19 protein-coding genes are annotated in these 21,864 nt (G+C 67.5%); 15 read left to right on the forward strand and 4 right to left on the reverse strand.

Features of this window, described 5'->3' with window-relative positions; genetic code table 11:
- The first annotated feature begins 400 nt into the window (after nt 1-400).
- From K7W42_RS13800 to K7W42_RS13840, 9 genes are all read left to right on the forward strand, one after another.
- Nucleotides 401-1,366 carry an NAD-dependent epimerase/dehydratase family protein gene (locus K7W42_RS13800; protein WP_224575408.1) on the forward strand — a complete coding sequence of 322 codons (966 nt, stop codon included), beginning with the start codon at nt 401-403 and terminating at the stop codon, nt 1,364-1,366.
- Nucleotides 1,363-2,178, forward strand: a complete 816-nt coding sequence (locus tag K7W42_RS13805; RefSeq protein WP_224575410.1) for an MBL fold metallo-hydrolase — start codon at nt 1,363-1,365, stop codon at nt 2,176-2,178. Before K7W42_RS13800 ends, K7W42_RS13805 begins: the two co-directional genes overlap by 4 nt.
- Nucleotides 2,175-3,494 carry a F390 synthetase-related protein gene (locus K7W42_RS13810; protein ID WP_439648863.1) on the forward strand — a complete coding sequence of 440 codons (1,320 nt, stop codon included), beginning with the start codon at nt 2,175-2,177 and terminating at the stop codon, nt 3,492-3,494. The genes K7W42_RS13805 and K7W42_RS13810 overlap by 4 nt, the downstream gene beginning before the upstream one ends.
- A complete protein-coding gene (locus K7W42_RS13815; RefSeq protein WP_224575412.1) occupies nt 3,491-4,480 on the forward strand; it encodes a 3-oxoacyl-[acyl-carrier-protein] synthase III C-terminal domain-containing protein in 990 nt (329 codons plus the stop codon). The genes K7W42_RS13810 and K7W42_RS13815 overlap by 4 nt, the downstream gene beginning before the upstream one ends.
- 293 nt (nt 4,481-4,773) lie before the next feature.
- Nucleotides 4,774-5,373, forward strand: coding sequence for a macro domain-containing protein (locus tag K7W42_RS13820; protein ID WP_224575413.1), 600 nt, complete (start codon nt 4,774-4,776; stop codon nt 5,371-5,373).
- Nucleotides 5,374-5,751: 378 nt separating this feature from the next.
- Nucleotides 5,752-7,071 (forward strand): 3-phosphoshikimate 1-carboxyvinyltransferase, encoded by a 1,320-nt coding sequence (gene aroA, locus K7W42_RS13825; protein WP_224575414.1) that lies wholly within the window; start codon nt 5,752-5,754, stop codon nt 7,069-7,071.
- 359 nt (nt 7,072-7,430) lie between these two features.
- Nucleotides 7,431-7,712: a YiaA/YiaB family inner membrane protein gene (locus tag K7W42_RS13830; protein WP_224575415.1), complete on the forward strand. Its 282-nt coding sequence runs from the start codon at nt 7,431-7,433 to the stop codon at nt 7,710-7,712.
- Nucleotides 7,713-7,767: 55 nt separating this feature from the next.
- Complete coding sequence (locus K7W42_RS13835; RefSeq protein WP_369411363.1) at nt 7,768-8,889, forward strand: PQQ-dependent sugar dehydrogenase; 1,122 nt, start codon at nt 7,768-7,770, stop codon at nt 8,887-8,889.
- Between the two features lie 280 nt (nt 8,890-9,169).
- Entirely contained in the window at nt 9,170-13,546 is a 4,377-nt protein-coding gene (locus K7W42_RS13840; protein WP_224575416.1) for an SNF2-related protein, read from the forward strand.
- Between the two features lie 32 nt (nt 13,547-13,578).
- On the opposite strand, the gene K7W42_RS13845 is transcribed toward K7W42_RS13840, so the two are convergent.
- Nucleotides 13,579-14,139: a hypothetical protein gene (locus K7W42_RS13845; protein WP_224575417.1), complete on the reverse strand. Its 561-nt coding sequence runs from the start codon at nt 14,137-14,139 to the stop codon at nt 13,579-13,581.
- The gene (locus K7W42_RS13850) at nt 14,136-14,459 is read right to left on the reverse strand and encodes a hypothetical protein (RefSeq protein ID WP_224575418.1); all 324 of its coding nucleotides are present in this window, start codon (nt 14,457-14,459) and stop codon (nt 14,136-14,138) included. The genes K7W42_RS13845 and K7W42_RS13850 overlap by 4 nt, the downstream gene beginning before the upstream one ends.
- A gap of 254 nt (nt 14,460-14,713) precedes the next feature.
- On the opposite strand from K7W42_RS13850, the gene trpE reads away from it, so the two are divergent.
- The 5 genes from trpE to K7W42_RS13875 are packed head-to-tail and all read left to right on the forward strand — an operon-like array spanning nt 14,714 to nt 19,120.
- Nucleotides 14,714-16,156 carry an anthranilate synthase component I gene (gene trpE / locus K7W42_RS13855; protein ID WP_224575419.1) on the forward strand — a complete coding sequence of 481 codons (1,443 nt, stop codon included), beginning with the start codon at nt 14,714-14,716 and terminating at the stop codon, nt 16,154-16,156.
- A gap of 50 nt (nt 16,157-16,206) precedes the next feature.
- Entirely contained in the window at nt 16,207-16,488 is a 282-nt protein-coding gene (locus K7W42_RS13860) for a four helix bundle protein (protein ID WP_224575420.1), read from the forward strand.
- A gap of 43 nt (nt 16,489-16,531) precedes the next feature.
- Complete coding sequence (locus K7W42_RS13865) at nt 16,532-17,191, forward strand: anthranilate synthase component II (protein ID WP_224575422.1); 660 nt, start codon at nt 16,532-16,534, stop codon at nt 17,189-17,191.
- Between the two features lie 20 nt (nt 17,192-17,211).
- The gene (trpD, locus tag K7W42_RS13870; RefSeq protein ID WP_224575538.1) at nt 17,212-18,213 is read left to right on the forward strand and encodes an anthranilate phosphoribosyltransferase; all 1,002 of its coding nucleotides are present in this window, start codon (nt 17,212-17,214) and stop codon (nt 18,211-18,213) included.
- 10 nt (nt 18,214-18,223) lie between these two features.
- The gene (locus K7W42_RS13875; RefSeq protein ID WP_224575423.1) at nt 18,224-19,120 is read left to right on the forward strand and encodes an ATP-grasp domain-containing protein; all 897 of its coding nucleotides are present in this window, start codon (nt 18,224-18,226) and stop codon (nt 19,118-19,120) included.
- A gap of 19 nt (nt 19,121-19,139) precedes the next feature.
- On the opposite strand, the gene K7W42_RS13880 is transcribed toward K7W42_RS13875, so the two are convergent.
- Together K7W42_RS13880 and K7W42_RS13885 are read right to left on the reverse strand one after the other, a co-directional pair.
- A complete protein-coding gene (locus K7W42_RS13880; protein ID WP_224575425.1) occupies nt 19,140-19,790 on the reverse strand; it encodes a hypothetical protein in 651 nt (216 codons plus the stop codon).
- Nucleotides 19,791-19,795: 5 nt separating this feature from the next.
- Nucleotides 19,796-20,257 carry an Lrp/AsnC family transcriptional regulator gene (locus tag K7W42_RS13885; protein ID WP_157458558.1) on the reverse strand — a complete coding sequence of 154 codons (462 nt, stop codon included), beginning with the start codon at nt 20,255-20,257 and terminating at the stop codon, nt 19,796-19,798.
- A 164-nt stretch (nt 20,258-20,421) separates the two neighbouring features.
- On the opposite strand from K7W42_RS13885, the gene K7W42_RS13890 reads away from it, so the two are divergent.
- Entirely contained in the window at nt 20,422-21,855 is a 1,434-nt protein-coding gene (locus K7W42_RS13890; RefSeq protein ID WP_224575427.1) for a KamA family radical SAM protein, read from the forward strand.
- Nucleotides 21,856-21,864: the final 9 nt, after the last annotated feature.

Below are 21,864 nucleotides of genomic sequence, written 5' to 3' on the forward strand. Positions count from 1 at the left end.
CGCCCCCTGTCAGCCGCCAGAGTTGATACCCGCTCTCATCGGTGGGCAGGGCGGCGTCGCGGAGAGGCAGGTAGCCCAGTTCAGTTTGCCCACGGCCCGGCCCAGACTGAGGTCACGGCAAGCCGTCCACGCGGACGTGCAGGGTTGGGCCCTCTGGACCATCGTCGCGGCGCGGAAGTCAGCCGGGTGCTGGCGGGTTCCTGCGGGCGGATGCGGGACAGCCAGCGCTACCGGGCGGCAAAGGGAAGGGTCGTCATGGTGCCTGGCGTAAAGTGTGTGGCGGCGCTCTGACCTGGACTTCCCGGCGCAGCCCCCAGTCCGGCAGCTGGTCCGCGGGCTCCTTTTAACCGCGTTCCAAGGTCGCGCTTCACGGGCCCTGAGGTCTCATACTCAGAGACCGATGAACGTCCTGGTTACGGGCGCAACAGGTTTTCTGGGCGGCGCGGTCGCCCGCCGCCTGGTGGCTGCTGGACATGAGGTGCGCGGCCTGGGGCGGGACGCGGCGCGCGGGGCCGAGTTGCAGGCGGCCGGGGTGACCTTTGTGCCCGCCGACCTGCGTGGGGCCGACTGGGGAACGCTGCTGCGCGGCACCGAGGCCGTGGTTCATGCGGCGGCCCGCTCGACCCTATGGGGGCGCTGGGCGGACTTCCAGGCCGACAACATTCGCCCAAGCGGTGAACTGGCCCGCGCCTGCGCGGCGGCTGGCGCGCGTCTCGTTCACGTGAGCACGCCCAGCGTGTACAACGCCACGGGCCTGACCCGGCAGGTGCGCGAGGACACGCCGCTGGGCCCCCACTTTGACAGCCTCTATGCCCGCAGCAAGTGGCTGGCCGAAGAAGCGGTGCGCGCCGCCCTGCCGGACGCCACCGTGCTGCGCCCGCGCGGCATCTACGGCGTGGGAGACACCAGTCTGGTGCCTCGGCTGGCCCGCGCGCTGAAGACTGGGCGGCTGCCCCGCCTGACGCGGGCTGAGGTCTGGACCGAACTGACCCATGTACGCAACGTGGTTCAGGCCGCCGAACTGGCCCTGGCCCGCCCCGCGCCGGGGGTCTTCAACGTGACTGACGGGCAGGCAGTCCCCCTCTGGGCCACGGTTGACCGCCTGGCCGACGCGCTGGCGTTGCCCCGCCCGGCCCGTTACGTTCCCGCGCGGCTGGTGGAGGGCGCGGCCCACCTCCTCGAACTGGGTGCGCGGCTTCACCCGGCCCGGCCCGAGCCGCCGCTGACGGCCAGCGGCGTGCGCCTGCTGACCCGTCCCATGACGCTGGACCTGACCCGAGCCCGCGAGCGCCTGGGCTACGTGCCCGCCGTGACCCCAGAGGCGGGCCTGGCCGACGTTTTCGCCCACCTGAGGAGCCAACCATGAATTCAGTGCGGGTTCTTTCTCTCCAGGCCGGTGAATGCCTCAACCTGGCCGCCATCACCGAGCGCGGCGCCGCGTGGCGGGTGCAGACGTACCCGGCCGGGTTTTCGCTGCTGCTACATCCCACCCGCGGCCCGGTGCTGTTCGACACCGGCTACGGGGCGCCCGTGCTGGGGGCCATGCGCCGCTGGCCGGGGGTGCTCTACGGCCTCGTGACCCCGGTGCGCCTGCGTCCCCAGGACACCGCGCGCGCCCAGCTGGCCGTGATGGGCTTTGCGCCTCAGGACGTGCGCCACATCATCGTCTCGCACCTGCACGCCGACCATGTGGGGGGCCTGCGCGACTTTCCGCAGGCGACCTTTCACCTCAGCCGCGCGGCTTACAGACCCTTGCAGGGCCTCAGGGGCCTGCGGGCGGTGCGACGGGCCTTTTTGCCCGAAGCGCTGCCGGACGACTTTGAAGCCCGCACCGAGTGGCTGAATTTCGTGCCGGCGCCGCCTGAGCTGGCCCCCTTTCCCGAGGTGGCGGACGTGTTTGGTGACGGCACGGTGCAGGCCGTGCCGCTGCCCGGTCACGCACCCGGCATGGTGGGACTGCTGGTGCCCGAGGCCGAGGGCCTGACGGTCCTGGCCGCCGACGCCGCGTGGAGCGTGCGGGCCGGGCGCGAGGCCCGTCCGGTTCATCCCGTGGCCCGCGCCGCCTTTTTTGATCCGGTGCAGGAAGAGGCCAGCGGCGCGCAGCTGCGGGCCTTCTTGCAGGCCAATCCCCGTGCCCGCCTGCACGTCAGCCACGACACCCCGGAAGGCTGGCGGTGAGGGCCTTGCCGACCCTGCTGGCCGCGCTGGATGACACGCGGCTCACCTTTCGCCGCCGCTCCGCCCTGGAAGCCCACCAGGCGCGGCTGGCCCAGGGGCACCTGCGCTGGGTGGCCGCGCACAGTCCGGCAGTGGCCGCGCGGTTCCGGGCGGCTGGGCTGCCCCTGTCGCGCTGGCGCGAGTTACCCCCGACGGACAAGGCACAGATGCTCGCCACCTTTGACACCCTGAACACGGTGGGGGTCACGCTGGAGCAGGCCCTGGCCACGGCCCGCCGAGCGGAACAGACCCGCGAATTTACCCCGCCACTCCTGACTCCACGCGGCCCGGTCACGGTGGGGCTGTCCACCGGCACCAGCGGCACCCAGGGTGTCTTTCTAGTCAGCCCTGAGGAACAGGCGCGCTGGGCCGGCACCGTACTGCGCGCGCTGCTGCCCGGCGGGCTGGGCGGCCTGACGCGGCGGCACCGCGTCGCCTTTTTTCTGCGCGCGGACAGCCCCCTGTACCGCAGTGTGGGCAGCCAGCGGCTGACCTTCCGCTTCTTCGACCTGCTGCGGCCCCTGCCCGACCTGGTGCGGGAGGTGACAGCCTATCGGCCCACCCTGGTGGTGGGGCCGCCTGCGGTGCTGCGGGCCGTGCAGGATGCGGGGGCCGCCCTGCGCCCCGACCGTGTGGTCAGCGTGGCCGAAGTGCTGGAGGACGATGATGCCCGGCAGCTGCGCGCCTGGGGCCCGGTGGTGCAGGTGTACCAGGCCACCGAGGGGCTGCTGGCCCTGCCGTGCGAATACGGCGAGCTGCACCTGACTGAGGCGCACGTTCACTTTGACCTGGAAGCCGTGGGCGGCGGCCTGGTGCGGCCGGTCATCACCGACCTGCGGCGGCGGGCCCAGCCCTTCGTGCGGCACCGGCTGGACGATCTGCTGCGCCTGAAGGATGACCCGTGCCCCTGTGGCCGGGCGGCGCGGCGCGTGGCGGCGGTTGTGGGCCGGCAGGACGACGCCCTGCAGCTGCCGGGTCCGGGCGGCCCGGTGACCGTCTGGCCTGACTTCCTGCGGGGGGCGCTGGCAGGTGTGCCGGACCTGCGCGACTACCGCGCCGAACAGACCGGTGAGGGGGCGCTACGCCTCTTGCTTGAGCCGTGCACCCCAGAAACGGCGCCCGCCGCCACGGCCGCGGTTCTGGCGGCCCTGGCCCGCAGCGGGGCCGACCCGGCGCAGGTGACGCTGCGCGCCTCCACACTGCCGCCCCCCGTGCCCGGCACCAAGCGCCGCCGCGTGACCCGGAGCTGGCGGCCCGCAGCAGAGGAAATCCTATGACCCACTATCTGGGCGTTCGTGTCCTGGCCACCGCGCAGGCGTTGCCGTCGCGCATAGTCCCAACCGCCGAGGTCGCCGCGCTGTGCGGCGTGCCCGCCGAACTGGCCCTGAAACGCAGCGGTGTGCGGGAGCGCCGCTGGATTTCGGGGGCAGAAACGGCCCTGACCCTGGGGGCCCAGGCGGCCCGCGACGCCCTAGCCGCAGCGGGCCTGACGGTGGGCGATGTGGACGTACTGCTGAACGCCAGCGGCAGTCAGCTGCAACCCATTCCTGACGGCGCCGCCCTGTTTGCCCGCGAATTGGGCCTGCGCGGGGCCGCCACCTACAGCCTGCACGGCACCTGCCTGAGCTTTCTGCTGGCCCTGCAGCACGCCGCCCTGCTGATTCACACCGGTCAAGCGCGCCACGTCCTGATTATTTCCAGTGAGGCGGGTAGCCTGGGCCTGAACCCCGCGCAGCCCGAAAGCACGCTGCTGATTGGTGACGGGGCCGCCGCCGTACTGCTGGGGCCGCCCGAGCGGCCTGGGCAAGGCGTGCAGGCCGCGCGCATTGAAACCTACCCGGAAGGCGCCGATCACACCCGCATTCGGGGCGGCGGCACGCTGAAAATGCCGCAGCAGCCGGGGGTGCAGCTCGCCGACCTTACCTTTGACATGCAGGGCCTGCAGGTGCTGAAACTGGCCTCGCGGGTGGTGCCCGCCTTTCTGGAGCGGCTGCGGCCAGGGCTGAGTACCGGATTACCAGGCATTGACCGGGTCGTGCCGCACCAGGCCAGTCAGGCGGGGCTGGACCTGATGGGGCGCTATGAGTGGCCAGCGGCCCAGATAGAAGTGACCCTGCCCACGCTGGGAAATGTGATTGCCGCCAGCCTGCCGCTGACCTTGCATCAGGCGCTGTCGCGGGGGGCGGTGGGGGCAGGGGAGACGGTGCTGCTGGTGGGGACGGGGGCGGGGCTGATCGCGGGCGGGGTAATTTTGAGGTTGTAGAGGGGTTGGGAGTGCTGGCCCCCTCTCCAGACGAGAGAGGTCTTCGCCTGGCTAGGGAGCTCGTCGGTACGCCTGAGACCCTGTGGAGTTTCAAGGATGGTCTTCCTCACGAAAACGACGACTCGAAACTCTGCTTGCAGACGATGATGAGACGACTGCTATGTTCTGGAGGCGCCGACAGTGGCTTTCCATCTATATCTCGCTCTTTTGCACAGCTCTTTGAGTCTGCTTAGAGTTCATCTGGCATGCTGCTGGATTCAATCGGAATCCGTGTGACAAGCTGACACGTAAGGATGCGCCCATCACTCACCCTTTACCTGCGGGACCGGAACGAAGAGGTCGTCTCTGGCTGGCAGCAGCAGTTCGCCTTGCTGCCGAATGTTCACGTCTCGCAGGGCGATATCTTCGATCTCCGTGCAGACGCGGTTCTCAGCCCTGCCAACAGCTTTGGTTTCATGGATGGGGGCATTGATCTGGTCTATACCCAGCGCTTCGGCTGGCAGCTGCAAGAACGCCTGCAAGATGAGTTGCGCCGTCACTTCTTCGGAGAACTGCCGGTTGGTCAGGCCCTGGTGATCGAGACTTACGACGCCGAGATTCCGTACCTGATCTGTGCCCCCACCATGCGCGTACCGAGCCAGGTGCCCGAAAGCGTGAATGCTTACCTGGCGTTCCGGGCTGCCTTACTTGCGGTGCGTGCCTTTCAGCAGGAGCACCCAGGAGCAATCACCTCGGTGCTGAGCCCTGGGCTGTGTACGGCGATTGGCGGGATGCCAGGAAACCGCAGCGCCCAGCAGATGGCGGCGGCGTACGGCGTCTGTGTGCTTGGCCAGGAGAACCGTCCGATGACGCTGGGCCAGGCCGTCCAGGAGCACCACCGCCTGCTGAGCTGAATGCTGAAGTGGTGCTCCTGCGCTGCGGCTCTGCTTCTACAGACAGACCAGTCGTGACACTACCTCTGGCACGAGAGAGAACAGCTGAGGGCACTGGCAAACTGCCATTGCTTCGACTGCGTATGGCGTCCCTATATCCAGCCTCGACGCCATCCTGTCGCTTCTTGCCTGCGCGTCCCAACCCCTCACCTGAATCTGGGCGAGAACAGGGCAAGGTGGCGTGGTGCGTGTTGGCTCCTCTTTTGAAGTGCTCGGTCTTTCCTCTTCAAGCTGGAGAGGCTTTCAGAGGTGTGCTCCACCCTTCAGATCCCTTTTGGCCTTCACCCCTGTCCATTTCCCTGTGCTTCCCCGCCCACTGAGCCCGCTACTCTGACCCGCATGGACGGCCTGCCGGATAAGTTCGATGTCATCGTGTACCCCGCCGCAGAACTGCGCGGTGAACTGCGGGCGCAGCCCAGCAAGAACTACACCACGCGTTACCTGCTGGCCGCCGCGCTGGCCCAGGGCGAAACGCGCGTGGTGGGGGCCGCAACCAGCGAGGACGCGGGGGCCATGCTGCGCTGCCTGCGCGACTGGGGTGCGGGCGTGGCCCTGGTGGGCGAAGACGTGGTCATTCGCGGCTTCGGCGCGCGGCCCAGCGCGGGCGTCACCCTGAATCCGGGCAATGCCGGGGCCGTGGCGCGCTTTCTAATGGGCGTGGCGGCCCTGACCACGGGCACCACCTTCGTCACCGATTATCCCGATTCGCTGGGCAAGCGGCCCCAGGGGGACCTGCTGGAGGCATTAGAGCGGCTGGGCGCGAGGGTACAGAGCCAAGACGGACGGCTGCCCGTCACCATCAGCGGGCCAGTGCGCGGCGGGGTGGTGGAGGTCAGCGCCGAGCGGTCCAGCCAGTACGCCAGCGCGCTGATATTCCTGGCGCCGCTGCTGCCGGGCGGGCTGGACCTGCGCCTGACGGGCGACATCAAGAGTCACGCCCCGCTGCGGCAGACGCTGGACACGCTGGCGGCCTTTGGGGTGCAGGCCAGCGCGGCGGGTGACCTGAGCCGCATCACCATTCCGGGCGGGCAGGCCTACCGCGCCGGGCGCGTGACGGTGCCGGGCGACTATCCCGGCAGCGCGGCGATTCTGGCGGCGGCCGTCACCCGTCCGGGTGTGGTTCGCCTGACCAACCTGCGCGAACACGACCTTCAGGGCGAGCGCGAGGCCCTGGCTGTTCTGCAAGAAATGGGCGCCGATCTGACCCGCGAGAGCGACACTGTGACGGTGCGGGGTGGCCAGCCGCTGCACGCGGTCACGCGCGACGGCGACGGCTTTACCGATGCCGTGCAGGCCCTGACGGCAGCGGCCGCGCTGGCCAGTGGCACAACCACCTGGGAGAATGTCGCTACCCTGCGCCTGAAGGAATGCGACCGCATCTCGGACACCCGGCGCGAGTTGGAGCGGCTGGGCCTGACGGTGGAGGAGACGGCAGACAGCCTCACTGTGACAGGAACTCCGGCCCTGGCCGGGGGCGTCACCGCTGACGGACACGGCGACCACCGCATGATCATGCTGCTAACCGTGCTGGGCCTGAATGCCCAGGCGCCTCTGCGGATTACTGGCGCGCACCACATCCGCAAGAGTTACCCGCAGTTTTTCCGGCATCTGGAAGCGCTGGGCGCCCGCTTCGAGTACCCCGAGGCCACCCGCGCCTGAAGGGGAGGAGGTTTGCGCCGCTCGCTTCTCCCTTTGCAGGGAACTGGGAAAGCTCAGCCCGCATCGCGTCGATTCGGGGCCGACCGCCGCAGGCTCTGAGCAGCCACAGCGATGAGATGGCAGCGATAGAGGAGAAGGCTGGCGCCCTTCCGGCGTGCCCTGGAAGTCAGCGCACTCCTGTGAGGAGCTGGGGGCACTGAGCTGTGTGTCTCGGCCGCTTCGCCCCTTTCTCAGCCCCCGCTTCTCAACGCTGTCACTTTCCCGATGCCCCAACTTGGACGCTGTGCAGATGCGGCAACAGAAAGGCAGAAGCGTCTCTACACTGAGGGTCAGTTCTCTGACAGGAGGCTACAGATCCCATGACCCAGTACACGAACCCCGACATTCACGGTGACTCGCCCGCGTGGCTCAGTTTTATCTGGATTGCGTTTCTCGTCAGTCTTAGCCTGATGGTGCTGGGCATCTACTTCATTCCGGTGGACTGGTGGATTAAGGGCTACCTGTATATGGGTACTCTGTTCCTGACCGCCAGCACCTTGACCCTCAGCAAGAGCCTGCGCGACAAGCATGAACACGAGCGCCTGGTCAACCGCGTCAAGAGTGCGCGCACCGAGCAGGTCCTCAGCAAGTACGAAGGCTAAGCGGCCGCTGAGCGCTCCGCCATCTGCGCCTCACCCCGCCCTGCTGTGATGGGGCATGACCCCACGTGCCTGCGCCGCCCTGCTTACGCTCGCCCTGATGGGCACTGCCTGCACCCAGTCGGGCACCAAGCCTGAGCCCACCCCGCCGGAAACGAGTGGATTTACCGTTCCAGCGGGCTTTACGGTCACCCTGTACGCCGAAGGCTTTAAAAAGCCGCGCCTGATGACGGTGGCCAGCAACGGTGACGTGCTGCTCAGCGACACGGAAGCGGGCACGGTCTACGTCCTGCCCGACCGCAACCGCGACGGCAAGGCCGACAGTAAAGAGGTGTATGCCAGCGGCCTGAATCAGCCGCACGGCCTGGCGATTCAGGGCGGCTTTCTGTACGTGGCCAACACCGACGGCGTGGTGCGCTTTCCCTACGCGGCGGGCGACACGAAGGCCAGTGGGACGGCGCAGGCGGTGGTGGCGCTGCCGGCGGGCGGCGGCCACTCCACCCGCACGGTGGTGTTCGGGCCAGACGGCCGCATGTACGTCTCGGCCGGCAGCACCTGCAATGTCTGCGAGGAAACGGATTCCCGCCGCGCGGCAGTCTGGGTCTACGACGCCGACGGCAAGAACGGCCGGTTGTTTGCCAGCGGCCTGCGCAACGCCGTGGGCCTGGAGTGGTCAGGGGGGCAGCTGTACGCCACCAACAATGGCCGCGACCAGCTGGGCAACGACATTCCCCCTGAAGCCTTCTGGCGGGTAACGGACGGCGGCTTTTACGGCTGGCCGTACTGCTACCCCACCCAGGCTGGCCAGCCACAGGTCTGGGACAGTAATTTTGGCAAACGCACGGCGGCCACCTGCACGGGCGCCGCCCCGGCCCTGGGGCTCACCACCGCGCACTCGGCGCCGCTGGGCCTGGCGTTTTACACGGGCACCACCTTCCCGGCCGCCTATAAGGGGCAGATGTTCGTGGCGCTGCACGGCAGCTGGAACCGCACTGAAAAAAGCGGCTACAAGGTGATTACAGTCAATCCCCAGACCGGCCTGACCGCCGATTTCCTGACTGGTTTTCTGAAAGGCGATGCCGTCGCTGGCCGCCCGGTGGACCTCGCCGTGGCGGGAGACGGCGCCCTGCTGCTCACCGACGACGGGGCTGGCAAGGTCTGGCGGATTCAGGCCCGCTGACAACGGCTGCCTGTTCTATTGAGGGGCCAACCACGCCCCGCCACTCCACTTTTGCCACTGTCTCTGTCGGAGACTCACTGTGTTCGCCCCAGCGTGGTTGAGGATTATCACCCTCGACCACGCCGAGTTCTGCTGTGGGGACCCGCCTCCGGGTCACGTCCAACAACCTCCACCGCTTTTTTCCTGGGCGCGCTAGACTCGGGGGCGTGTTTGTTCCCGCCGCATTGCCGCTCCTCGCCCTTGTGTCGGGACGGGCTGCCCGCTCCGCACCCCGCGCGCCGTGAAGCTCAGCCGCCTGCCGCCTGGGTTCGCCCTGGACACTGCCGCGCAGGGACTGGCGCTGCGCGCCGAAGCCGTGCAGGACATCCAGAGTGCCTGGACTGACCTGGGCTGGCACGCCGAGGCCAATGTGACCGACGGCGGCATGGTGTACCACGCCACGGCCGACCTGCTGCCGCCGCCTGACCCGCAGCTGCGGGGCTCCAGCTGCACCTGTGGCCGCTACCGCTGCCGGCATGTGGCCGCTCTGGTGCTGTCCACCGACCCGCCGCCCGGCCCGCGCCCAGTCCCCAAAGACGCTGCGCCCGAGGACGCGCCGGCTGAAGAACCGCTGGACGCCCGCACCCAGCAGTGGCTGGCCTCCTTTACTGAGAGCCGCAGCCCCGGCCGGGGGAGGCAGTTTGAACTGCGCTACGTGCTCCGCCTGCTGCCCCCCAGCAGCACAGTCGGCGGCGCGCGGCGGGTAGCGCTGCGGCTGGTGCGCCTGCCGGTGCGCAGCGAGGGCGGCGCCGACCTGCGCGGAGCCGAAACCTACGCGCTGCCCCGGACGCTGTCGACGGCCCCTGCCTTCGCTCGGCGTGACGCGGGCCTCCTGCGGCTGCTGGAGGTGGCGGCCACCCCCACCCACGAACCTGGGCGCTGGCAGGAAGAACTGCACGCCCTGAACGACCACCCGGCGGCCGACCTGCTGCTGGAGCAGTTGCTGGAAACGGGCCGCCTCTGCTGGGAGCGCCCTGAACTGCCCCTCCTGCGGGGACCGGACCTGCGCGGCACCCTGGCCTGGCTGGCCGATGGACGCGGCGCCCAGACGCCGACCCTTCACCTGGAAGACGCGCCTAACGCTGTAGTGCTGCCCACCCCGCGCCCCTGGGCGGTGCAGCCCCAGGCGCAGCAGCTCTGCCGCGTGCAGGTGGGCGCGCCCGCCGACACAGTGGCGCGCTTTCTGGCAGGGCCGGCCCTGCCTCCCGCGCAGGCGGTGGCGCTGGCCCACGCCATCACGGCGTCTGGGCTGAACCTGCCCATTCCCCAGACGGTGCAGGTGCGCGAGGAGCGGCTGCCGTACACCCCGCAATTGCACCTGAGCGCGCGCCCAGCCCTCCACCACGCTTATAGCGGCGCCCGCACCCCGGTGACGCTGCCCGTCGCCGAACTGCGCCACGCCTACGCGGGCCTGACGGTGCCGGACGCCCACAGCCCCGGTGGGCCGGCCGTGTTCCGGGGCGGCGTCCTGACCCGCGTGACCCGTGACCCGGAGGCCGAGCGCGAGGCCGCGCACACCGTCGCCCTGGCCGGCTTTCTGACCCTGGACGACGCTTACGGCCACGAATACACCCTGAGTGCCCCCGGCGACACCGAGACCCTGCTGACGGCCGGTGACGACGACGCCTGGATGGACTTCATGCGCCGGGGCCGGGCCGACCTGGAACTGCAAGGGGTCAGTGTCCACGTTCACCCCGATTTTCCTCTGAATTACGCCGAGATCACCGACTGGTACGGCGAGGCCGACGACAGCCACGGCGGCTGGTTCACCCTGGACCTGGGCATCGTGGTGGACGGGCAGCGCCTCTCGCTGATTCCCATCCTGGCCGACCTGATCGCCCGCCAGCCGCACCTCTTTACTCCTGAAGCCCTGGCGGAGCTGCCCGACGATGAGGTGCTGCACGCATCCCTGGACGATGGCCGCCGCGTGGCGCTGCCTGCTGGCCGGGTGCGGGCGATTCTGGGCGTGCTGGTGGAGTTGAATCTGCGTGACCTGCCGCCAGGGCCCCTGAGGCTCCCGCTGCTGGACGCCGCCCGCCTGGCCCAGCTGGAAGAGGCGGTGCAGGCCCGCTGGCTGGGCGCCGAGCGCCTGCTGGAACTGGGGCGCCGCCTGCGCGACTTTACCGGTGTGCGTGACATCGAGCCGCCGCCGGGGCTGAGGGCGGACCTGCGCCCCTATCAGCGCCAGGGCGTGGCCTGGCTGCAATTCCTGCGGGAATACGAGATGGGCGGCATTCTGGCCGACGACATGGGGCTTGGTAAGGCGCAGCCACTGGACGCCCGCCTCCTGACGCCGCTGGGCTGGCGCCGAATGGGCGAGGTGCAGGTGGGGGACCACGTTATCGGCCGTGACGGGCGCCCCACTCGGGTGATTGGCGTCTATCCACAGGGGAAGCGGCCTATCTACCGCGTGACCCTGACCGACGGCGCCAGTGTGGAGGTAGATGAGGAGCATCTCTGGGCCGTGAACACCCCGGTTCGCAAGCGGCGCGGCCTGCCGGAACGGGTGCTGACCACCGCGCAGATTCGGGCCTCGCTGACCGACGCGGCAGGCAACCTTAGGCATTACCTCCCGGTGGTGGAGGCGGTGCAGTTTGCGCCGCAGGCCTTATCCGTTGACCCCTATACCCTGGGTGCTCTGCTGGGCGACGGCCACCTGACGCATGGGTTGGGCATTACGTCAGAAGACGAGTTGGTTGGGGCCCTGGCGTTGCCTGCGGGCGTGGAAGCCCGGCACGCCGAGCGCCTGACGGAGCGGGTCAGCACCTACCGACTGGTGAGTGGCGGGCGCTGGACCCCCAACCCGCTGAAAGATGACTTGAAAGCCCTGGGCCTCCACGGCTGCAACGGCCGGGCCAAGTTCATTCCGGAGGTGTACCTGCGCGGCAGTCCCGAACAGCGGCTGGCCGTGCTGCAAGGCCTCCTGGATACCGACGGTTACGCAGGCGTGGTGATTGAGTACGCCAGCGTGTCCGAAGCCCTGGCGCGCGGCGTGGTGGAACTGGTGCAGTCGCTGGGGGGCACTGCCCGTCTCCGGCAGAAGGTGACCACGCACGTCTATCAGGGAGAGAGGCGCACCGGCCACGCCTGGCGCGTGACACTCAAGCTGCCTGCGCATCTTGACCCTTTCCGGCTGACCGCCAAACTGGCTGCATATCGCCGCCCCACCAAGTACCCCCCCAGCCGGGGCATTAAGAGCATTGAGTACGTGGGCGAAAAGGAAGCCCAGTGCATTGCTGTGGCTGCCGCCGACCGGCTGTACGTCACCGAGGCTTATATCGTCACGCATAACACGGTACAGGCCCTCGCGCACCTGCTTCTGGAGAAAGACTCTGGCCGCGCCGACCGTCCCAGTCTCGTCGTGGCGCCCACCAGCGTCATCGGCAACTGGCAGGCCGAAGCCGCCAAGTTTGCCCCAGAGCTGCGGGTGCTGACCCTGCACGGCAAGGACCGCCGCGCCCAGTTTGCCCAGATTCCGGCCCATGACCTTGTGCTAACCACCTACCCGCTGCTGCCGCGTGACATCACCGAACTGGGCGCATTTTCCTACCACCTGGTCATTCTGGATGAGGCCCAGAACATCAAAAACACGCGCACAGCGGCGGCCAAGGCGGCGGGCAGCTTGTCCGCCCGGCACCGGCTGGCGCTGACCGGTACGCCGCTAGAAAACCACCTGGGCGAGCTGTGGTCGCAGTTCAACTTTCTGGCCCCAGGTCTGCTGCACGACGAAAAGACCTTCCGTGACCTCTACCGCACGCCCATCGAAAAGCGCGGTGAGGCCAGTCGCCGCGCCGCCCTGTCGGCTCGCGTGCGCCCCTTTATCCTGCGGCGCGAGAAGCGGGACGTGGCGCGCGAACTGCCGCCCAAGACCGAGATTCCGGTGCGCGTGACCCTGGACGGCGATCAACGCGACCTTTACGAAACGGTGCGGGTCACCACCGAAACGCGGGTGCGCGAGGAATTGCGTGCGCGGGGCCTGGCGCGCAGCACGATTGCCATTCTGGACGCGCTCCTGAAGCTCCGGCAGGCGGTCACCGACCCCAGGCTGGTCAAACTGGAGGCCGCGCGCGGCGTGCAGGGCAATGCCAAGTTCGACTGGCTGCAAACCCACCTGCCGCAAATGGTGGAAGAGGGCCGCCGCGTGCTGATTTTCAGCGGCTTTGCCACCTTGCTGCGTCACCTGGAAGACTGGCTGCGCGAAGAAGGCATGCCGTATTCCATGATTACTGGCAGCACGCAGGACCGCCAGGGTCAGATTGACGCCTTTCAGAGCGGCAAAACCCACGTCTTCCTGATTACCCTTAAAGCGGGCGGCGTGGGCCTGAACCTGACGGCCGCCGACACCGTGATTCACTACGACCCCTGGTGGAACCCGGCGGCCGAGGAGCAGGCGACGGACCGCGCCTACCGGATTGGTCAGGACAAACCGGTCTTCGTTTACAAACTGATTGCGGCGGGCAGCGTTGAGGAGCGCATTCTCGACCTCCAAGCCCGCAAAGCCAGCCTGGCGCGCGGCATTCTGGACGGTGGGCTGAGCGACGCCACCCAACTGACAACGGCCGACCTGGACCGGCTGTTTGCACCGCTGGAGGACGAGGAAGACGTGGTGGCTGGCTAAAACGGGTGTGTCTTGCCGTGGGTGCCTGCCGCTTAGGGGCAATCCCGGAACGTCAGGCCTGTCTTTCCACTCTGCCTTTCGGAAAAGTTCAAAGTGTGCCCAAAAGTCCAGGGGAACGAGCCAGCATCTTGGTAGCTGAAAGAGTACGTTCCAGGCTGCGTGTACCTATATGAAATGGGAAGGTCGAACGTGTGCGTTCTCGTGACCTCTCCGTCTCCCCACGTCAGCACGAGGTCTTCATCTCTCTGCGGTTCGCGGTAGTCAAAGAGGGAAACTGTGACCAGAAAGTCGTCCTGCTCCTTGATTTCCAGATGCGCGACTCTTCTCGGCCAGCGCAGTGAGTTGCTCAGGTATGGAGTCCAGACTGTCTCAATAGCTTCGTAAGTGCCGCCTTGGTCCTGGCCCAGAAGCCATTCAAGCTCGCGCGCTTCTCTTAACCCCATGCCGAAGGCGTTCATTGCCAGGGCGTAAGCTTCAAATCTGCTGACCTCTGGGCGGGTCAGAAGGTCCCGCGCGAGCGCTGTGCCTGAAGTGCCTTGCCGCGCCTGCCGCCGCAGGTCCAGAACGAGGCGAACGCGGCCACTGACGTTCATGTGTTCTCCTGTGAGGTGGCGACCTGTGGATTGGTGGGTGAAAAGGACACCTGCTGCCCCACAATGTCCTGCGCCAGTGACCCTTTAAGTTTTGCGATGACCACTGCGGCGGCGGCCTGGGAAGAGCCCGTGCTCAGTTCCCTGTCAACACACTCAACCCCCAGCACCTGCAAAGAGCGGTGGTCATGGGGGGCGGGAAAGCCGCTGACCCAATCGCCTTTCCTGACCGTGCCTTCAAGGTCGGCCAGTTCCAGCGCCCAGCCTCTTCCATGAACTTGAAAGGCGGCACTCACGACAGCGGAGGCTGAGGAACCAGGCATGCCACCAAGTCTAGAGAGATGAAGTGTGCAAAGACTGCTCAAGTAATGGCCAGACCCTTTTGTGTAGACAGCCCCCAGCCTCTGGCCCCTGCTTAACTTTCCCCTGCGCGCTATGCTGCGGCGGTATGACCGTTGCCCGCGCGTGGTGGTGGCCCAGTTTCGCCTGGGTCTAAGCTTCGCTGTTCCCTTAACCGGACGCGCCCAGGTGGAAAACTTCCATCCGGGCGTTTTTTTGTGTGCCTCAGAGGAGACCCATGACGCTGCCCCCCACTGACCGCGCCCCGCTGGCTGTTGCCGTGCAGGAGCTGAACGCCGACCTCGACACGCCGGTCACCGCCTACCTGAAAGCCGCGCAGGGCGAGGAGGTCGCCTTCCTGCTGGAAAGCGTGGAGGCGGGCGAGAAGCTGGGCCGGTACTCCTTCATCGGGGTAGGCGAGCAAGGCCGGTTTGAGGCGCGGGGCGGGCAGGTGGTCAGCAGCGGCCTATTTGGCGAGTTTGCGGGGCCAGAAGCCGACCCCCTGGCGCGGCTGTATCACGGGGTCACGCGCGGAGAGGTTGCGGGCACAGTGCCGCTGCCCGCTGGCCTGCCCGCGCTGATTGGTGGCGCGGTGGGCTACGCCGCCTACGACCTCATTCGCAGCTACGAGCGCCTGCCGGACGACAACCCCGACGAGCTGGGGGTGCCGGACGCCTGTTTCGTGGCGCCGCGCGGGATGGTTATTTACGACCACCTCAAGCACCGCCTGATCGCTGTGGCGGTGGCCGCAGACCAGGCCGGGGCCGATGCCGAGGTGGCGGGGTTGGTGGGCCGATTGCGCGGCCCCCTCCCCCCGGTGCCGGGTCAGGCAGGGGCCGCTGCCCCCAGCTTTAGCAGCAACTTCACGCCTGAGGGCTTTCAGGCAGCTGTCAACCGCGCGCTGGAGTACATCCGCGCCGGGGACATCTTTCAGGTGGTGCCCAGCCAGCGCTTCAGCGCCGACCTGGGCGAGCTGCACCCATTCGCGCTGTACCGCGCCCTGCGCCGGGTCAACCCTAGCCCCTACCTGGGCTACTTGCAACTTGGCCCTGTCACGCTGGTCGCCAGCAGCCCCGAGAGTCTGCTGGCCAGCGACGGCGTGCGTGTGACCACCCGGCCCATCGCAGGCACCCGCCCGCGCGGCCAGACCCCAGAAGCCGACGCCACCCTGGCCGAAGAACTGCTGGCCGACGAGAAGGAACGCGCCGAACACCTGATGCTAGTGGACCTGGGCCGCAACGACCTGGGCCGGGTCAGCCGCTACGGCAGCGTGCGCGTGCAGGACGCCTTTGCCATTGAGCGCTATAGCCACGTCATGCATATCGTCTCTAGCGTGACGGGCGAACTGCGCCCCGGTCAGACGCCCCTGCACGCCCTGGCCAGCGTGCAGCCGATGGGCACGGTGTCCGGCGCCCCCAAAATTCGCGCCATGCAGATTATCGACGAGCTGGAGCCGGTGCGGCGTGGTCCCTACGGCGGCTCGTTTGGGTACATCGCCTTTGACGGCAGCATGGACATGGCCCTGACCCTGCGCACCATGGTTATTACGGATGGCCGCGTGCATATCCAGGCCGGCGCCGGCGTGGTCGCCGACAGCGACCCTGCCGCCGAAGAGCAGGAAACGCGCAGCAAGGCGGCGGCCCTGATGCGGGCGGTGGAGATGGCTGCTGGTGGGCTGTAAGTGGAGAGTGGGCCGTGGTGAGTGGAGAAAATAAAGGTGCGCCGGGAAGTGTGCGCGACCTGGTGATCTGGCAGGAGGGGATGCAACAGGTCGAAGCCATCTACGCCGTTACGGCTTGCTGGCCGGGGTCAGAGCTGTATGGCCTTACCAGTCAGGCTCGCCGGGCAGGCATTTCGATTCCGGCAAATATTGCTGAGGGTGTCGGCCGTGGGTCGGCGGCGGAACTCGCGCGCTTTTGCCGAATTGCTCTTGGCTCGGCATATGAACTGATGACGCACCTGAAGTTTTCAAGCTCAGAAGAGCTTGAGCCCGCCTTGGCCCCTCTCTCTTAATGCGCCGTATCACCCGTTTCATCCAGATTCAGGAGACCCGAAAATGACGCTGACCGACCTACTCCCCACTTCCCATTCCCCACTAACCGTCCTCCTTATCGACAACTACGACTCGTTTACCTACAACCTCGTCCAGTATTTCGGTGAACTGGGCTGTGACCTGACCGTCTGGCGCAACGACGCCTTCACGCTGGACGAGGTGCGGGCGCTCAATCCCGACGCCATCGTGGTCTCGCCGGGGCCGTGTACGCCCGCCGAGGCGGGACAAAGTGTGGCCGTGATCCGCGAACTGGGCTCCACCTATCCGCTGCTGGGCGTGTGTCTGGGGCACCAGAGCATCGGGGCGGCGTTTGGCGCGCAAGTGGGGCGGGCGCGGCAGCCGGTCCACGGCAAGACCAGCCCGGTGCGGCATGACGGGGCTGACCTGTTTGCTGGCTTGCCCGACGGCGTCACGGTCACCCGCTACCACTCGCTCGTGGTGCGTGACCTCCCGCCCGAACTGGTGGCGATCGCGTGGACGACGGACCCCGAAGAAGAGATTGTGATGGCGCTGCGGCACCGGGAGTACCCCGTTTACGGCGTGCAGTTTCACCCCGAGAGCGTCGCCACCCAGGGCGGGATGGACATGCTGCGCAATTTCCTGACGGCGGTGCGCGAGCATCAGGCCATGAGGGGACAGCAGGCAGAAGGGCGCGGCGCGTGACGGCCATACACGCGCGGCTGATGAACGGCGAGCGGCTCTCGCAGGTCGAGGCGGCGGCTTTCATGCGCGAGGTGATGGTGGGTGACATGAGCAGCGTGCGGCTGGCGGCGGCGCTGGCGGCCCTGCGCGTGCGCGGCGAGACCGCCGAGGAAATCGCGGGGTTTGCCCAGGCCATGCGGGAAAACGCCGTGCGCGTTCAGGTGCAGCCGCGCGAGGTCTTGCTGGACGTGGTGGGCACGGGCGGCGACGGCGCGCACACCTTTAACATCTCGACCACCACCGCGTTCGTGGTGGCCGGGGCGGGGGTGCCTGTCGCCAAGCACGGCAACCGCGCCGCCAGTAGCCGCGCGGGCAGCGCCGATGTCCTTGAAGCCCTGGGCGTCAATCTGGACGCCGCGCCCGAAGTTGTCGAGGACGCCATCAACACCCTGGGCGTGGGGTTTATGTTTGCGCGCAACTACCACCCCGCACTGCGCCACGCCGCGCCCATCCGCTCGGAACTGGCCGCCCGCACCGTCTTTAACATCCTGGGGCCGCTGTCTAACCCGGCGGGCGCCACGCATCTGGTGGTGGGGGTCTTCAAGCCCGAACTCACGCGCACCCTGGCCGAGGTTCTGCGGCTGCTCGGTGCCAGCGGCGCTACGGTCGTTCACGGTGCGGGTCTGGATGAATTTACGGTCTGCGGCGTCAATACGGTGTCGGGCCTGCGTGGCGGTGAAGTCGTGGACCGCGAACTGCACCCCGAGGAGGCGGGGGTGGCGGTCCACCCACGCGCGGCCATCGTGGGCGGCACGCCCGCCGAGAACGCCGAGATTACCCGCGCGCTGCTGACCGGGGGCGGTACACCCGCCCAACGCGACATCGTGGCCCTGAATGCCGGCGCGGCGCTGCGCACCGCTGGCCGCGCCGACAGCATCCGCGAGGGGGTCGAGCAGGCCCGCGAGGTGATGCTCGGCGGCGAGGGCTGGGCCATGCTGGAGCGCTACGCGGCCCACACGCAGCGCGGCGGGGTCAGGCTGTAGCCTGCCGGACATGCTCCTGTTTCCCGCCGAGCCGTTTTCCGCCCGCGTGCCCGACGAGGCCTACTGCGCTGAACTGGACGCGGCGCAGGCGCTGGGTCTGAACACTGCGCTGCTGGACTTTGAGGCGCTGCTGGACGGTGACCTGACCCGTGCCCTGCGCTGGGTGCCGGCCGGGGAGGGACAGGCGATCTTCCGGGGCTGGATGATGGCCCCGGACACCTATGCGGCCCTCTTTGACGCCCTTCAGGGGCGAGGCTGGACGCTGCTCAACACGCCCGCGCAGTACCGGCACACCCACTGGCTGCCCGACTCGTTTCATCACATCGCGCCCCACTCGCCCGACACGCGCTGGATTCCGGCGGCCACACCGGGCGCCCTGAACTGGGCCGAGGTGGACGCGGCGCTGGCCGCCCTTGGCCCAGGGCCAGTGGTGGTCAAGGATTACGTCAAGTCCCGCAAGCACGAATGGACTGAAGCGTGTTTTATTCCTGACGCGGCTGATCTCGGCCACGCCCGCACAGTGATTCGCACCTTTGCCGAGCGGCAGGGAAGTGGCTGGCAGGGCGGTCTGGTGCTGCGCCGCTTTGAACCCTTTCAGGCGCTGGCCACGCACTCCCGCAGCGGCATGCCGCTGACCCGGGAATACCGCCTCTTCGTGGTTGACGGTCAGCTGGCGGCCCAGGCCGAATACTGGGAGGAGGGGGAGTATCCCTCTCAGGCGCTGCCGACTGGTTGGCTGGCTGAGGTGATAGGGAGGGTGGACAGTCGCTTCTTTACCGTAGATGTGGCCCAGCGCAAGGACGGCGTGTGGCGCGTGGTGGAACTGGGCGACGGTCAGGTGGCGGGCCGGCCGGAGCGCCTCTCCCCAGAGGCCCTGATGCAGGCGCTGTCAGCAGTTGGATGCTGAAGACAGATCATGAGCTGAATCACTTGACGCTTGCTCCACACGTGACATGCACCGCGCCAGCGAGGTAGAAGGATTCGTCGAAGGGGCGCACCCCTAAGGCACCGGCGTAGTGGCGCAGACAGGTCAGGTCAAAGCGGCGTTGGCGTCTCCGAAACCGGTAGCGCACAGTGTCCTCGAAGGGAAGGGGCGTTCCCAACTGCCAGAAGCGCCAGAAGCCATTCTGGTTGCGCAGGCCGACAGAACGCCGCCAGTCAGAGCGGTGCGGCTCCAGAACGGTGAACCCCAACGCTTCTGTCGGCTCGGTGTTCGTCTGCCAGGGAAGGGCCTCGATCCAGAGGGCCCGGCAAGCGAGGCTACGGGCCAGATCAGGAACAATGGCCTGCATGTTGGTGCCCAGGGGATAATCATTGAAGTAAGCCGTCCACCTGCTGTCAGTTGGCACGAAGAGGTGTGGACGCCCCAGAAACGACAGAGGCCGCAGCCGCATCAGACTGTTGCCTGTCTGTTCCTGAAGAGGCGGGGAAGTCCTGCAGGCGCGCCCCAGCGCCCGCTGCTGCGTTCCGAACCCCTGCACCACCTGCGGCAGCGGCGCCTCCAAAAAACTCAGTTGCGTTGTGGTGGGGAGGGCCGCGCCCCCGAAAGGCAGCTCATCGGCCAGGATGAGGGGCACCTGTTTTACTTCGGCGGCAGCAGCAGTTTGCCTTCCAGCGGCGTGCTCAGCACGATGCTGGTGTCACAGGTAAAGCCCATATTGATCAGCTCGGTCAGCATGGATTCCAGGGCGCCCACGTCGGGCACCGCCACCTTCAGGATGCAGGAGTTGTCCCCGGTGACCGAGTGGCACTCCAGCACGCCGTCGTGTTTGCCCGCCCAGCGCACCAGCGTGGGGTCGTTGCGGCCGCTGTCCTGCACCCCGATAAACGCCGTGATGGTGCGGCCCAGGGGCTTACTGGCGACCCTGACGCCGTAGCCCAGAATCACCCCCGCGTCTTCCAGGCGGCGCACCCGCTCAGTCACGGCCGGGGCCGACAGCCCGACGCGGCGGCCCAGTTCACGCATGCTCAGGCGTGAATCGGTTTGCAACTCCTGCAGGATGCGGTGATCGAGAGGGTCAAGGGTGCCGCCGGACTGTCTCATGGCGCCCACCTTAGCATTTGGAAGGTTAGGGGTGGCGTTTGAGAGTTTTCTGTCTGCTTGAGGTGTGCATTGTGGGGGCGGCGGGCATTCCAAAGGCACGTGTAGAACGCGGAAAATAAAGGAGAACTCAATTTCTGTTTCACCCTTTTGCCCCGGAGGCCCCCATGCCCATTCACCCCCAGGCCACAGTCCGCAGCCAGCAGATGCTCCCCCGCAACCACCGCGCCCCCAAGTGGGCCGACGTGCCTGACGCCCAGTGGTACGACTGGAAATGGCAGCTGAAAAACCGCATCAACTCGGTGGCCGAGCTGGAAGAGGTCATTCGCCTGACCCCCAGCGAGCACGCGGGCGCCAGCGCCGATGGCATTTTCCGGCTGGACATCACGCCGTACTTTGCGTCCCTGATGGACCCGGAAGACCCCACCTGCCCGGTGCGGCGCCAGGTCATTCCCACGCACCACGAACTTGAGCCCTTCACGGCGATGATGGAAGACAGCCTGGCCGAGGACAAACACAGCCCCGTGCCCGGCCTGGTGCACCGCTACCCCGACCGTGTGCTGATGCTGGTCACGACACAGTGCGCGTCCTACTGCCGCTACTGCACCCGCAGCCGCATTGTGGGCGACCCCACCGAGACCTTTAACCCCGCCGAATACGAGCAGCAGCTGAACTACCTGCGCAACACGCCCCAGGTGCGCGACGTGCTGCTCTCGGGCGGCGACCCCCTGACCCTGGCGCCCAAAGTCCTGGGTCGCCTGCTGGCCGAGCTGCGCAAGATTGAGCACATCGAGATCATCCGCATCGGCACGCGCGTGCCCGTGTTTATGCCCATGCGCGTCACGCAGGAACTGTGCGATGTTCTCAGCGAGAACCACCCAGTCTGGATGAACATCCACGTCAACCACCCCCGCGAAATCACGCCGGAAGTGGCTGAGGCCTGTGACCGCCTGACCCGCGCCGGCGTGCCGCTGGGCAACCAGAGCGTGCTGCTGCGCGGCGTGAACGACCACCCGGTCATCATGCAGAAGCTGGTGCGCGAGCTGGTCAAGATTCGCGTGCGGCCCTATTACATCTACCAGTGCGACCTTGTGCACGGCGCTGGCCACCTGCGCACCACCGTCAGCAAGGGCCTGGAAATCATGGAGAGCCTGCGCGGCCACACGTCCGGCTACAGCGTGCCGACCTACGTTGTGGACGCCCCTGGCGGCGGCGGCAAGATTCCGGTGGCGCCTAACTACGTGCTGTCTCACAGCCCCGAGAAGCTGATTCTGCGCAACTTTGAAGGCTACATCGCCGCCTACAGCGAACCGACTGATTACACCGGCCCCGACATGGTGGTGCCCGACGATTGGCAGCGCAAGGAGCCCGGCCAGAGCGGCATCTTCGGTCTGATGGAAGGCGAGCGCATTTCCATTGAACCCAAGGAATTCAGCGAGAGCCGCAACCGGCCCGGCGCCACCAAGCACCGCCTGAACAGCCGCGAAGACAAGTGGGTCGCGCACGGCGTGGGCGCCGCTGTGACCGATACCGCCCCCGACGGCATGGTGCAGGCGCCGCAGCCGGTCGAAGGTGAAGCGCAGGCCGTCAGCGGCGACTGAAAAGAGATA

The sequence above is a fragment of the Deinococcus betulae genome (genome assembly GCF_020166395.1).
GTDB lineage: Bacteria > Deinococcota > Deinococci > Deinococcales > Deinococcaceae > Deinococcus > Deinococcus betulae.

Excerpts from the sequence above, each read along its gene's own strand:
- K7W42_RS13845 (WP_224575417.1), bottom strand. The coding sequence starts at position 14,139 with ATGAACGTCAGTGGCCGCGTTCGCCTCGTTCTGGACCTGCGGCGGCAG.
- K7W42_RS13850 (WP_224575418.1), bottom strand. The coding sequence starts at position 14,459 with ATGCCTGGTTCCTCAGCCTCCGCTGTCGTGAGTGCCGCCTTTCAAGTT.
- trpE (WP_224575419.1), top strand. The coding sequence starts at position 14,714 with ATGACGCTGCCCCCCACTGACCGCGCCCCGCTGGCTGTTGCCGTGCAG.
- K7W42_RS13815 (WP_224575412.1), top strand. The coding sequence starts at position 3,491 with ATGACCCACTATCTGGGCGTTCGTGTCCTGGCCACCGCGCAGGCGTTG.
- aroA (WP_224575414.1), top strand. The coding sequence starts at position 5,752 with ATGGACGGCCTGCCGGATAAGTTCGATGTCATCGTGTACCCCGCCGCA.
- K7W42_RS13820 (WP_224575413.1), top strand. The coding sequence starts at position 4,774 with ATGCGCCCATCACTCACCCTTTACCTGCGGGACCGGAACGAAGAGGTC.
- K7W42_RS13865 (WP_224575422.1), top strand. The coding sequence starts at position 16,532 with ATGACGCTGACCGACCTACTCCCCACTTCCCATTCCCCACTAACCGTC.
- K7W42_RS13890 (WP_224575427.1), top strand. The coding sequence starts at position 20,422 with ATGCCCATTCACCCCCAGGCCACAGTCCGCAGCCAGCAGATGCTCCCC.
- K7W42_RS13885 (WP_157458558.1), bottom strand. The coding sequence starts at position 20,257 with ATGAGACAGTCCGGCGGCACCCTTGACCCTCTCGATCACCGCATCCTG.
- K7W42_RS13800 (WP_224575408.1), top strand. The coding sequence starts at position 401 with ATGAACGTCCTGGTTACGGGCGCAACAGGTTTTCTGGGCGGCGCGGTC.
- K7W42_RS13805 (WP_224575410.1), top strand. The coding sequence starts at position 1,363 with ATGAATTCAGTGCGGGTTCTTTCTCTCCAGGCCGGTGAATGCCTCAAC.
- K7W42_RS13835 (WP_369411363.1), top strand. The coding sequence starts at position 7,768 with ATGACCCCACGTGCCTGCGCCGCCCTGCTTACGCTCGCCCTGATGGGC.
- K7W42_RS13830 (WP_224575415.1), top strand. The coding sequence starts at position 7,431 with ATGACCCAGTACACGAACCCCGACATTCACGGTGACTCGCCCGCGTGG.
- K7W42_RS13875 (WP_224575423.1), top strand. The coding sequence starts at position 18,224 with ATGCTCCTGTTTCCCGCCGAGCCGTTTTCCGCCCGCGTGCCCGACGAG.
- trpD (WP_224575538.1), top strand. The coding sequence starts at position 17,212 with ATGAACGGCGAGCGGCTCTCGCAGGTCGAGGCGGCGGCTTTCATGCGC.